This is a genomic window from Planctobacterium marinum (assembly GCF_020687805.1).
Classification (GTDB): domain Bacteria; phylum Pseudomonadota; class Gammaproteobacteria; order Enterobacterales; family Alteromonadaceae; genus Planctobacterium; species Planctobacterium marinum.
Genome location: NZ_JAJEWQ010000002.1, coordinates 598,158 through 610,538, shown reverse-complemented (window position 1 = coordinate 610,538; position 12,381 = coordinate 598,158). Strand labels below are relative to the sequence as shown.

Annotated in this window: 11 protein-coding genes; all 11 read left to right on the top strand. The window is 37.9% G+C overall.

Annotated elements, in window-relative coordinates; all coding sequences use genetic code 11:
- Positions 1 to 63: 63 nt before the first annotated feature.
- The 11 genes from LJ740_RS08030 (at position 64) to LJ740_RS07980 (ending at position 12,363) form a co-directional block, all read left to right on the top strand.
- Positions 64 to 912, top strand: coding sequence for a phosphatase PAP2 family protein (locus LJ740_RS08030; RefSeq protein ID WP_229528558.1), 849 nt, complete (start codon positions 64 to 66; stop codon positions 910 to 912).
- A complete protein-coding gene (gene eptA / locus LJ740_RS08025) occupies positions 909 to 2,489 on the top strand; it encodes a phosphoethanolamine--lipid A transferase EptA (protein ID WP_229528557.1) in 1,581 nt (526 codons plus the stop codon). Before LJ740_RS08030 ends, eptA begins: the two co-directional genes overlap by 4 nt.
- Before the next feature lie 12 nt (positions 2,490 to 2,501).
- Complete coding sequence (locus tag LJ740_RS08020) at positions 2,502 to 3,176, top strand: DUF3108 domain-containing protein (RefSeq protein WP_229528556.1); 675 nt, start codon at positions 2,502 to 2,504, stop codon at positions 3,174 to 3,176.
- A gap of 204 nt (positions 3,177 to 3,380) precedes the next feature.
- Positions 3,381 to 4,985, top strand: a complete 1,605-nt coding sequence (locus LJ740_RS08015; protein WP_229528555.1) for a BamA/TamA family outer membrane protein — start codon at positions 3,381 to 3,383, stop codon at positions 4,983 to 4,985.
- Positions 4,986 to 4,994: 9 nt separating this feature from the next.
- On the top strand, positions 4,995 to 6,629 hold the full coding sequence (locus tag LJ740_RS08010) for a phosphoethanolamine transferase (RefSeq protein ID WP_229528554.1): 1,635 nt from the start codon (positions 4,995 to 4,997) through the stop codon (positions 6,627 to 6,629).
- A 53-nt stretch (positions 6,630 to 6,682) separates the two neighbouring features.
- Positions 6,683 to 7,693 carry a glycosyltransferase family 2 protein gene (locus tag LJ740_RS08005; RefSeq protein ID WP_229528553.1) on the top strand — a complete coding sequence of 337 codons (1,011 nt, stop codon included), beginning with the start codon at positions 6,683 to 6,685 and terminating at the stop codon, positions 7,691 to 7,693.
- A complete protein-coding gene (locus tag LJ740_RS08000) occupies positions 7,690 to 9,066 on the top strand; it encodes an ArnT family glycosyltransferase (RefSeq protein ID WP_229528552.1) in 1,377 nt (458 codons plus the stop codon). Before LJ740_RS08005 ends, LJ740_RS08000 begins: the two co-directional genes overlap by 4 nt.
- A complete protein-coding gene (locus tag LJ740_RS07995; RefSeq protein ID WP_229528551.1) occupies positions 9,054 to 9,455 on the top strand; it encodes a GtrA family protein in 402 nt (133 codons plus the stop codon). Before LJ740_RS08000 ends, LJ740_RS07995 begins: the two co-directional genes overlap by 13 nt.
- Before the next feature lie 3 nt (positions 9,456 to 9,458).
- The gene (locus tag LJ740_RS07990; RefSeq protein WP_229528550.1) at positions 9,459 to 9,824 is read left to right on the top strand and encodes a diacylglycerol kinase; all 366 of its coding nucleotides are present in this window, start codon (positions 9,459 to 9,461) and stop codon (positions 9,822 to 9,824) included.
- Between the two features lie 88 nt (positions 9,825 to 9,912).
- Positions 9,913 to 11,883 carry an LTA synthase family protein gene (locus tag LJ740_RS07985; RefSeq protein WP_229528549.1) on the top strand — a complete coding sequence of 657 codons (1,971 nt, stop codon included), beginning with the start codon at positions 9,913 to 9,915 and terminating at the stop codon, positions 11,881 to 11,883.
- Positions 11,884 to 11,979: 96 nt separating this feature from the next.
- The gene (locus LJ740_RS07980) at positions 11,980 to 12,363 is read left to right on the top strand and encodes a YkvA family protein (RefSeq protein ID WP_229528548.1); all 384 of its coding nucleotides are present in this window, start codon (positions 11,980 to 11,982) and stop codon (positions 12,361 to 12,363) included.
- Positions 12,364 to 12,381 lie beyond the last annotated feature (18 nt).

Genomic DNA, 12,381 nt, shown 5'->3' with positions numbered 1-12,381 from the left:
TTGAACTAAGCAAATCTTAAGTTTCACTGGCTAGCATGAAATCACCAAAATAGAGGTGATTTTATGTCTACTAGATATGCAACTGTTACAGTTAACACAAAATTTAATACTGCTAGCTGGAGAGCTATATTCGCTTTCTCGATTGTAGTACTGGTGCTTTTCAGTATTGCCTTAGATAAGAATACTTATCTTGCTAGTCAAACAGTTGTTTTTTCGCTGGGTAATCAAGCGCTTCAAATTTTGCCTGAAATATTCTGGCATAACGTTACTTACCTAGGAGATGCGCTAGTTCTTGTTCCCTTACTCTCCTTTATTTGCCTTTTTAATAAGAGAGCTTGGGCGGCTATGTTTGGAGCAATTCCACTTGCATGTGTCCTCAGTCACGCGGGTAAGAATTTTTTCGCTATTCCCAGACCCGCTGCTATTTTAGATCTTGAACAGTTTACGATTATTGGCTCTACACTAACCGCTCATACCAGTTTCCCGTCGGGCCATACAATAACAATCTTTACCGCCATGTCTGCTATTTGGTTTGTTATTTCAACCGCAGATTATAAGCGAAGCTATGCAAAGTACCTTTTAGTCACTCTATTGTGTCTAGTTGCCTCTATAACGGCAGTATCAAGAGTAGCCGTGGGCGCACATTGGCCTGCTGATCTCATCTTTGGTGCTGTACTTGGAATAGTTGCTGGTTTTAGTGGTGAATACCTAACTCGGCGTTATTCAGGTTGGTGGCACTGGGCAAAAGCAAAGCCTCTTTATCTTGGGTACTTTGTACTTTTTTTCTGTGGAGTGTTGCTTTTCAGCGCCGTAAACGGAAAAGTACCAGAGCTAGCAATAGTTTGGGCTGCGATAATCGTGAGCACAATAGTAGGCACATATATAGCGCTAAAGGCAGCACTTAATACATGATTTCGTTACGCGTTTTATCACCTAGTGCTAATAAGGCTAGCAATTACATACTATTTAGCAGCGTTCTAAGTACGATTTTATTCAATCTAGTACTTTGGATATACGTTCTAAAGAATATAGAACTATCCACGTTCAGTGGGGTTGCAATATTATCATCTGTTTTTACAATCGTTTTTGTTTTTACATTTACCTTCTGCTCATTGCTAGCCCTAATTTCGTTACAAATACTCAAAGGTTTTGTCGCTATCACAACCGTAATAAACGCTATCGCTATTTATTACATGATGACCTATCAAGTCGTTCTCGACAGAACCATGATGGGCAATATTTTTAATACCCGTTATTCTGAATCTGTAGAGCTACTATCTATAAATTTACTGTTTGCGGCAATTATTGTGGGTTTATTACCAGCGTGGTTATTGATCAGACCTAAGATTGAAACGCTAGATAGAATTCGAGTGTTTAGAAATGCGCTGATAGGATTAATTGCTTCTTTTACTTTTCTTTATCTAAATGCAGCCAGTTGGCTTTGGATAGATAAACACGCCAGTGTACTTGGCGGTAAGATCTTACCTTGGTCATACATAATAAACTCAGCTAGACACTATGCGTCGCTAAACAAGTCTACTGAGGGGCAGCTAGCCTTACCAAATGGCAAGTTGATCAACGACGAAAAAACAATAGTAGTATTAGTGATTGGTGAAACAGCACGTGCAGATAACTTCTCTCTTTATGGTTACCCAAAACCAACTAACCCTAAGTTAGCACAGCAACAAAACTTATTAATCCTAAGTAATACCAAGTCCTGTACAACATATACCACAGGCTCGCTTGCTTGTATGTTAGCTCCTACCGAGAAACATATAAACTATGAAGCCCTTCCAACGTATTTGACTAGGCATGGCGTAGAGGTAGAGTGGCGAACCAACAACTGGGGTGAACCCGCAATAGATGTGTCTCGTTACGTTGAAGCAAATGAATTGAGACCTAGTTGTACTGGTGATGGGTGTCACTTAGATGAGGTGTTGCTAACCAACCTTTTTCAAGTAATCGAATCATCAGTCAAGCAGAAGATCTTTCTAGTATTACATACTAAAGGTAGTCACGGCCCAAGCTATTACAAACGATACACTCAGGAATTTAATCAGTTTACCCCCGTATGCCGTGATGAAGAAATTAGTAAATGTAGCTTAGAATCATTGATAAATGCTTACGACAATACCATTTTATATACCGATCATTTTCTAGTAAGCATCATCGAAAAACTACAAAGTATAAAAGGCGCATCAACTGCGATGATGTATATATCCGACCACGGTGAATCGCTTGGTGAACATGGACTATATTTGCATGGAACACCCAACACTTTTGCACCAGACTATCAAAAAAACATTCCATTTTTGATTTGGACTTCGGATGAACTCCTCAAACAAAAAAAACTTGATTTGAGTACGCTTAAACAGGCATCAAATCATTCCCAATTTAATGTATTCCACACGATTTTAGGAGCTTTTGGTCTCGACTCCCCTGTATATAAAGCTGAACTCGATGTTTTGCATGACGCAAAAGATAATTGATGATTAAATTTCATGCGACTAGTTAATACACTTATAAAAATCTCATTATTCTTAACGGTTTGTAATTCAGCACAGACTTATGCGTCTGCTGCTACGAACCATAGCGATGAAGATATTATAAAACTAAATGAATATACAGCGAGATACACTGTATACAGAGGTAATAAAAAATATGGGGAGGCATATAGAGTCTTTAAGAAAACCGCTAATTATCATTCAGTTTCATTTAACACGAGTGCTTCAGCATTTTTCTATAGCATTGAAACGATGGAAAGAAGTGAATTTTTGTGGAATGGAGAATCAGCGATTCCATTAAGTTATCAGGGGAAGGACTCTAGAACCTTCAAAAAAGACAAATATTTGCGACTCAAATTTGATTACGAAAAAGAAATTTTGACTGTCTATAAAGGTACTCAATTATTGGATAGAGAGTTACCTAGTAATGTATTAGACCCATTGCTAGTTTATGAGGTACTAAGGTTAAACGCCTTAACTAGTCATGGTCAATTGGATGACAATCAATTGCGCTATGACGTATATGGTGAAAAAGGAATTAAGGAATATAGCTTTAAAAATAGCGGATTCTCTTTTATCGATACCCCTTTAGGCAAGATGAATTGCGTTAAATTAACCAGAGTAAGAAAAAATAGCACAAGAAAAACCCACATATGGTTGGCAACCGATTAAGAATATATTCCTGTCATGCTTTTGCAAGAAAAAAGCGGAGAAGAGGTTGCCACACTCATAATTTCCTCAATTCAATAGAGCTAAGCAGCAACGCCTACCGTGCGGTATCAGGTTAAATTCTGGCAATTATCAGTTTGAGCTAAGCAAATCTTAAGGTTCAAAACCTAGCATAGAACCCTTGTTATAGATAATTAAGGTGCTTCTATGAGTCCGCTACTGACTAGAGCCTCTTCAGCAATCTTTCTGATAATGGTTAGCGCAGGAAGTTACGCTGAAGGTTCAAACGAATGCAGCCAACAAGAAAATATTTCTTTTGAGATAAATGACATTTTCGATTTGGAAACACTCGATACGATATTCTTACATGAATGGGGTAACCTTTTACATATCAAGACCCAAGAAAGCACATTACTAAATGAAGCAGCATTTTTTGTTGATAAATGTAACCTTGAACAAAGCGACCTTGACGAGTTAGAGCGCCATTTACGAGGCAAAAAATACATTCGTGATGCTAAGGTTGAGTTTGAACAAAACAGCAAAAAGGTAAAGGTTGCAACGTGGGATAACTGGTCCATGATGCCTACCGTAGATTTTGGTCGTAAAGGTGGCAAAAATAAGTACGCCTTTGGCATTAAAGATAGAAATTTTCTAGGGTTAGGTATCGATGCAGAAATTGAATCTTATACCAATGATCAACGTAGTGGCTACAAGATAAAATCAACCATACCACTTTTTTTGAATAACAATATTAATGCCCACATTAACTTTGCCAACAATGATGATGGCACATCAGAATCTCTATTTTTCACAAAAAACTTTGTTGGCTCTGATACTAAATATGCCTTCAATATCGGTTTTAACAACTTTACACAAATAGATACTCAATATAAAGCTGGTGAAATTCTTCAACAGTTCAAACATCGACAAAAGCTGTCTACAGTAAATTGGAGTTGGTTAGACAATGACACCGAATCAGATACTTTACGCTTTGGCATTGGTTACACAAATGAACAGCATTTGTTTGAGGAAGCCGACATAAACACTGTTTCAGGAGAAGTAAACCTTCCTTCAGATAGGGAATTTAGCTATCCATTTTTTCGGGTAGAATACCTACAAAAAGATTACCGAAAGCTCACTAATATAAACTTGATTAATCATATTGAAGATTTCAATTTAGGTTGGCATGTTACCGCTGATATAGGCTCTGATATCTCTGAATCTTCTACCTCTCCAACGATTATCTGGCGCTCAAAATTATCTAAAGGAATAGATGTATTTGAAAATTCTTACTGGTTATTTACCGCTTCTTTTGAGGGGGAAGCTTACGATTCTTCCAATAACAAAGATAGAGCGTTGTTTTCAGCGAAAAATGAGTACTTTCATAAAATAAATGGGCAGTGGGGAGCATATTTTAAGAACGTCACTCAGCTTGGTCATAATCAATTTAAGGATAGGCCAATAGTTTTAGGTGGCGAAACAGGTTTGAGAGGTTATCCACTACAGTATTTACACGGTGACCGGAGCACTCAATTCACTGTCGAAGCCCGTTATTATCCACACATCAATATATACAAGTTACTTGAATTGGGGGGCGCTGCTTTTGTTGATACAGGCCGGGTTTTCGGTCAATCGAGTAATATCGAAGATCAGAAACAATCATGGATGACATCTATCGGCCTAGGGGCTAGGTTCTATTCTACTCAAACCAGCGAAGGTCGAGTAATTCACGTTGACGTACTAAAGCCTGTCACCTCAGATGAAAAAGTTAACAACATCGAATTTCGCATAACTACAAAGTATTCTTTCTAAGGGACACAGATGCAAAAGAAGATAAAGTCGTTAGTGGATATAAAGCTGACTACCAATCAATTGATTCTGTTGGTGTGCAGCTATATTGCGTTCATTCTCAATATTCCTTTCCTAATAAAAGCCACACAAGCTATAACCAGATTAGATCAGTTTAATGTGCTGTTCTTGCTGTCGGTTCCTTTATTTCTGTTGTCACTGTCCGTATTGATTCAGTGCTTTTTTGCATTTAGAAAAATTACCAAGCCCACGTTGATTATATTGGTACTGTTATCATCTGTCGTGTTTTATGCATCTCTAAATTATGGAATTATTTTTGATTATGGGATGATCGAGAGTATTACTGATAATAGCGCGACCGAAGTGCTCTCATATATGAGCTACTCCACACTAATATTCTTGCTCGTATTTGGCATCATTCCTTCGATTTTTATTTTTAATGTTAAGCTCTCATATTCCACTTTCTCAGGCGAATTATTCGCTCGACTAAAGCTATTATTAGGTAGCTTTTCTGTGTTGCTATTTATTGCATTAGTGTTCTATTCAAATTATGCATCCGTAGGCAGAAATAATGGTGATCTCATTGGCTACCTCACACCGTATGCGTTACTAGACTCGTCAGCTAAATACTTACAGAGAAATGTGCTGTATCCACCTCCTCACTTTGAGCTAATAGACACGAAACCCAAGATGAGCAATGATGAGGAGCGAGTTACTGTTTTAGTGCTAGGACAAACAGCTCGTGCCCAAAACTTTTCGTTAAATGGCTACGAAAAACAAACAAACCTGTATACTAAAAACTGGAACGTCATCAGTTTCACCAACATGACTTCTTGTGGCACGTCTAAAGCAGTTTCAATCCCGTGTATATTTTCCAATTTAGATAGGCAAAATTTTAATAAGCGCGTAGCAAATGCAAAGCAAAACGTTCTAGATATTATTCAATTAGCGGGTGTTAATGTGTTGTGGATTGCGAATGACAACACGAGCTGTAAAGGTGTTTGTAAACGCATAAAACGACACAAAATTACGCAGAGTGACTATCCAAAACTTTGTCAGGAAAACCGTTGTTATGATGAAGCGATCATTAAACAGCTCGACCAAAAGCTAGCGAATATTACCCACAGTAACACATTAATAATATTGCATATTGCAGGTTCGCGAGGACCTGATTATTTTACAAAATATCCTAGTGGTCATCGGTACTTCATACCAGATTGCCAACGTAGTGATATTCAAAATTGTACCAGCGAAGAGCTTGTAAACGCCTATGACAATAGTATTGCTTACACTGATTTTGTATTAGCTCAAATTATTGAAAGGCTGGAAAAACTAAGTATAAATTCTAGGATAGAGACGGCTTTACTCTATACTTCTGATCATGGCGAATCATTGGGAGAAAAAGGAATATACTTGCATGGTATTCCCTATGTTTTCGCACCAAAAGAACAATTACACATACCACTTATTGTCAAAATATTTGGTAACAATACTAATACTAAGTGCGTGAAAGAAGCCGAAAACCTTCCTGTTTCTCACGATAACGTCTTTGATCTTTTATTAGGTCTCACGGGAGTGCGGTCTACAACGTATAACGCAGATAAAGATATATTATCTCAATGTAGGTTTTCAGATAATTTTCAGTAACCCTTAAGTTTGGAATGCAACTATGAGTACATTCCAAAAGAGGAGATGCTGATATGAATAGTCCACAACGAAGTCCAAAAGAAATTGATGTATCGGTAATTGTCCCCGTATTCAACGAAGAGTCTGTTTTACCTAAGTTTCATAAGCGGCTGACATCGGTATTAAATACGGTGCATGAATCATCTGAAATCATATACGTTAATGACGGTAGCACAGATGGTTCCACCGCAGTCATAAATGACTTCAAGCAAACCTGTACAAAAGTACTTTTAATCAATTTGAGCAGAAACTTTGGTAAAGAAGCAGCGATGTGTGCGGGGCTTTCAAAATCCAATGGCAAAGCTGTCATCTTAATTGATGCTGATTTACAAGATCCTCCTGAACTCATTCCTTTGATGATTTCCAAATGGAAAAACGGTTTCGATATCGTCAACATGCAACGAAGCATACGTCGCGGTGAATCTTGGTTTAAAAAGTTCTCGGCCTCAATGTTCTACAAAATTCTTAACAAGCTTTCCGACTACCATATCCCTGCTGATGTTGGCGACTTTAGGTTATTGAGCCGAAGAGTTGTAAATGAGCTTAACCAACTTAGCGAAAAGAATGTTTACATGAAGGGGTTGTTAGGTTGGCCGGGATTTGATCAAGTAACTTTACAATTTGAAAGAGATAAACGCTGGTGTGGCGAGTCAAAATGGCCGTTTTTAAAACTAGTTGGTCTAGCGGTTGATGGTATTACCTCATTTAGTACTAAACCACTTCAATTGGCGACTTACTTGGGAGGTACACTCGCTTTTACATCATTTTTATACGGCTTATGGATAATTCTAAAAACAATGTTCTTTGGTGAATCTGTTACTGGCTTCCCAACTATTATGGTTGCAATGCTGGCTTTAGGTGGCTTTCAGCTACTTTCTATTGGACTCATCGGCTCATATGTTGGTCGAATATATAACGAAGTGAAAAACCGTCCAAGGTTCATCATAAAAGATGAGGTAGTATCTGAAGCAATGGAAAGTTCAGTGACAAGAGTTGAGTTTCCCGTTAAACAGGTCAAGAGATGAAAATTAAGCAATTAACACTCTTGGCATTTGTTGCGTTCATATTATTCAGACTAGTATCAATTGGCATGTATCCATTAATGGATACAACCGAAGCTCGATATGGCGAAATAGCTCGTATCATGGTTGATTCAAGCAACTGGTTAACCCCGCAATTTGATTATGATGTGCCATTTTGGGGTAAGCCCCCCATGCACACATGGGCAAGCGCTCTATCTATTAGCTTGCTGGATAATAGTGAATTTTCTATCAGGCTCCCACACTTAATAACCGGGTTAATGAGCTTGTTGGTTGTTTTTCTATTTGCCAAAAGGGTTGGAATATCTGCCCTAGTAACGACATTTATCTTACTTACTTCTTTGGGGTTTTACGTTGCAAGTGGCATGGTAATGACCGATTCACTGCTAACTTTGTCAATGACGCTCGCTATGGTTGGCTTCTATTTAGGGTGGGCAGGTGACAAGAATTGGTCATATTTAGGGTTTGTTGGGATCGGGATAGGACTGCTCACTAAAGGTCCCATCATTATTGTTCTCGTGGGGTTATCAATCTTAGCTTGGTTAGTCCTAAACTTTGGATTGATTCAAGGTTTTAAGGCACTATTTAAGAAGGTTCCTATTTTTTCAGGGTTATCGATTTCTCTCCTGATTGCTGCCCCTTGGTATTTTATGGCGGAGCAAGCGACCCCCGGCTTTATTGATTATTTCATCATAGGTGAACACTGGTCTCGATTTGTGGAAAGCGGCTGGGAAGGCGATCTTTACGGTACTGCTCATGACGAGCCGAGAGGGATTATATGGTTGTATTGGCTTGCGGTAGCATTCCCTTGGTCATTTGTTCTACTTTTCAAACTCTTTAAATCCAAGCTGAACTTCACAACGACTAGCCCACTGTGCACTGGTGACGAACAGTTAGTATCCTTTCTCGGCTTCTGGCTAGTATCCCCGATGATTTTGTTTACTTTCGCCGGAAACGTTCTACCTATATATGTTTTACCGGGCTTACCAGCACTAGCACTAATATTGTCAATATGGCTTAAGCGCTGTAATAGAAACATTGTGTTGCTAGGTTCTATAACCCCAGCTTTGCTTTTTATTGTGCTGCTATTTGCTCAAGAGGACTTTAAAAACAGGAGTGATAAATGGCTACTAAGCGAACTAGATGATTCCACTCCTATCTACTATTTGGATAAACGGAGTTTTTCTGGGCGGTACTATTCGCAAGGAAATGCAATGCTCTTCAATGCCAATGCACCAGAAAAAGAATATTACCTAGTGGTCAACCTTAAAAAGTACCATTCTAGCAAGCGCCTAACGGAACACTGCGAATCGATTAAGAACAACAAAAGAAAAATAGTGCTACTATGCAATCGCTGATTTCAAAACAATTTCTACAGTTTTTAATTGTCGGAGGAAGTGCCTTTTTAGTTGACTTCGGCATCTTTTACATAGGTTTAAACTTTTTAGACCACAATCTATATGTAGTTAGAAGTTATGCTTTTTTCTCTGCCGTATTAGTTACTTTTTATGGTAATCGTCGGTTTACTTTTAAAGATCGCTTTCACTTGTCTAGCAAGGTACAGATACCAAAAGCGTTTATCAGTGCTCTTTTATCTTTAATTCCAAACTTTACTGTTTTTACCATGATAGTTGCTTTGTTTCCTTTACCAATCTTCCACTATATTGCTTTTGTATTAGGTGTAGTGGCTGGAACAATTAGTAATTACGTTTTAAGTGACAAATACATCTTCAACTCAGAGAGTTAACAAATGTTTGATAATAAAAATAAGCCAAAAGGCTTGCACAGAATTTACTTGGCCTCGTTAAACTCGTTTAGGGCGTTTAAATGGTTAGCTAAAAATGAATCTGCGTTCAAACAAGAACTATTACTGCTACTGGTAAGCATTCCTGCCACATTCTTGTTTCAGATCACCTTAGCAGAGCAACTAATACTCATTATTGCGGTTTTATTCATCATTTTTACTGAGATTATTAATACGGCTATCGAAGCTGTTGTTGATAGAGTTGGCCTAGAGATTCACCCTTTGTCTGGACTGGCTAAAGATTTAGGCTCTGCGGCTGTATTCATTAGTATCACAATTGCATTGCTTACATGGATAGCTATTCTTCTGTAAGGCAATGATAATTTTAAGTTTGCCTTAAGCGGATCTTAAGCTTTTTTATCTACTGTAAACATCGAGTTTTATACAGGGCGACCCATCGATGTTTACTTCCATATTTTATGCTTTAAGACCTTTTCTTGCTTTTGCAGTTGCAACCTTACTATTTCTTACGTTATCTAGATTAGGACTCTCACTCTGGCAGCTAGATCGATTTGAAGAACCATCTAGTTTATTAACCCTTGTTATTAATGGATTTCGGATCGATCTTAGTGCCGTAGGTTATATTTTTGCTTTACCAGCGCTGGCCCATATTTGGTTTTTAGGCACCAAAATGGAAAAGGCATGGTTTACCGTTTTAAAATGCTACTTCTTCGTCGCAGCCTTAGCTTTCATATTTTTTGAGCTTGCAACCCCTGCATTTATCACCGAATACGGCTTTCGACCAAATAGACTATTTATTGAGTATTTAAATTATCCTGAAGAGGTTTCAAAAATGCTTATCAATGGTCACTTATTAACGTTGATTATCGTTTTTTCTCTACTTGTTTTGCCTAGCAAATATATATGGCAAAAGCTGGAGTTAGTAGTCCAACAGCCTCCTCAGTTACCTAGATATACATGGAAGAAAAAATTGCTTTCATTTTTCACATTATTTCTTTTGGTATTTCTGTGCGCGAGAGGCACATTAGGGCATCGTCCTATTAACCCTGCTTTTGTGTATTTTTCAACAGATCCATTGATCAATTCTCTTACCCTTAATTCTGCATATAGTGTTGCACATGCATACGACCAATTCGGTGATGAAAAAAATGCAGCCAAGCTATATGGCAAGATGGAAGATGATCGAGTAATTGAACTAGTTCGTCAGGAGTCAAAACAACCTTTAGAAAGCTTCAAAAACGATAACTTACCCACTTTAACTAAACGCCCTCCGAGCTTTAAAGGACAACCAAAAAACTTGGTGATAATCCTTGAAGAAAGCTTAGGTGCCCAATATGTATCATCTCTTGGTGGAATCCCGCTAACACCTGAAATTGATAAATTAAATCAAGAAGGCTGGGCATTTAAACGGTTGTACGCAACAGGTACTCGCTCCGTTAGAGGTATTGAAGCGGTTATAACTGGCTTTACTCCAACTCCCTCTAGGGCCGTTGTTAAGTTAGATAAATCGCAAAAGGACTTCTTTACTATTGCATCTCTGCTCAAAGAAAATGGTTATGAGACTCAATTCATATATGGCGGAGAAAGTCATTTCGACAACATGAAAAGCTTCTTTTTAGGAAACGGCTTTACTGACATTGTTGACTTTAATGATATTGAAAACCCACAATTTGTAGCGTCTTGGGGGGCAAGCGATGGAGATCTGTTTAATCAAGCTGATATTGAATTAACTAAGCTTCATAACGAAGGAAAACCATTTTTTAGTTTCATATTTACGTCAAGTAACCATGATCCCTTTGAAATACCTGACAGTATTGTTTCACCAATTCAATACACTGATGAACAATTACAACAATATGATGGCAAAGAATTACTGCGTCATAAAGCCATACAATATGCTGACTATGTGTTAGGACAATTTATTGCAAAAGCAAAGATGCAAGCCTATTGGGAAAACACAATATTTCTCGTTGTTGCCGACCATGATGCAAGAGCAACGGGCAAAGATCTTGTTCCCATTAACAATTTCCACATTCCGGGCGTGATCCTAAATTCAGGTAAAGAACCCACTTTAGATAAGCGAATAGTCAGTCAAATAGATTTAGCGCCAACACTTTTGTCATTAATGGGTATAGAGAATATTTCACCAATGTTAGGTCAAGACCTTACAGATCCGACTGCTTCTAACAGAGCAATGATGCAGTATGCAGAGAATTTTGCTTATATGATTAATGATGAAGTAACCATCCTTCAGCCAAGTAAAGCACCTTTGAACTTTCAATATAATTATGAACTCAACAAAATATCGCCAATAGATATTAACCGTGACACTTCAGAGATCGCATTGGCTCATGTATTGTGGGGAAGTTTGGCATATAAAAACCATTGGTATTCTCTGAAAAAAGAATAACTCAGCTTGTTACTCTATTGGCTTTTTATCTGCCAATAGCTGTCAGTTCATCTTCGATCAATTACAAATATGAACTTGTGTAGGTAAGGGTGATATATGATATTACAAAATTTCAAACAAAAAATACGGGAACTGAAGCGCCAAACATTAGTTGTATATTTTATATCTCGCGAGCGAGCACTACCTTGGTATATAAAAACCATTGCAATTATAGTCGCAGCTAACGCACTAAGCCCGATAGATTTAATTCCAGATTTCATACCTATATTGGGGATGATTGATGACTTTATAATAGTGCCTCTTGGTTTAGCACTAATTATTTATTTAACACCAAAAAAAATCTTACGAACAGCAGAAATAAAAGCTCAACAATGCAATGAAAGGCCAATCAGCTATATTAGCGCAATTGCCTTTATTTTAGTCTGGATTGCAACCTTACTTTTAATTGCACACTTGGTTCATAGTAGCTTTCTCATGTGAAAGCTTTTCCCAATAGGG

What these genes read in the sequence shown, in the direction of transcription:
- LJ740_RS08000 (WP_229528552.1), top strand. Translation starts at nt 7,690, where the DNA reads ATGAAAATTAAGCAATTAACACTCTTGGCATTTGTTGCGTTCATATTA.
- LJ740_RS08010 (WP_229528554.1), top strand. Translation starts at nt 4,995, where the DNA reads ATGCAAAAGAAGATAAAGTCGTTAGTGGATATAAAGCTGACTACCAAT.
- LJ740_RS08015 (WP_229528555.1), top strand. Translation starts at nt 3,381, where the DNA reads ATGAGTCCGCTACTGACTAGAGCCTCTTCAGCAATCTTTCTGATAATG.
- LJ740_RS07990 (WP_229528550.1), top strand. Translation starts at nt 9,459, where the DNA reads ATGTTTGATAATAAAAATAAGCCAAAAGGCTTGCACAGAATTTACTTG.
- LJ740_RS07985 (WP_229528549.1), top strand. Translation starts at nt 9,913, where the DNA reads ATGTTTACTTCCATATTTTATGCTTTAAGACCTTTTCTTGCTTTTGCA.
- LJ740_RS08020 (WP_229528556.1), top strand. Translation starts at nt 2,502, where the DNA reads ATGCGACTAGTTAATACACTTATAAAAATCTCATTATTCTTAACGGTT.
- LJ740_RS08030 (WP_229528558.1), top strand. Translation starts at nt 64, where the DNA reads ATGTCTACTAGATATGCAACTGTTACAGTTAACACAAAATTTAATACT.
- LJ740_RS07995 (WP_229528551.1), top strand. Translation starts at nt 9,054, where the DNA reads ATGCAATCGCTGATTTCAAAACAATTTCTACAGTTTTTAATTGTCGGA.
- eptA (WP_229528557.1), top strand. Translation starts at nt 909, where the DNA reads ATGATTTCGTTACGCGTTTTATCACCTAGTGCTAATAAGGCTAGCAAT.
- LJ740_RS07980 (WP_229528548.1), top strand. Translation starts at nt 11,980, where the DNA reads ATGATATTACAAAATTTCAAACAAAAAATACGGGAACTGAAGCGCCAA.
- LJ740_RS08005 (WP_229528553.1), top strand. Translation starts at nt 6,683, where the DNA reads ATGAATAGTCCACAACGAAGTCCAAAAGAAATTGATGTATCGGTAATT.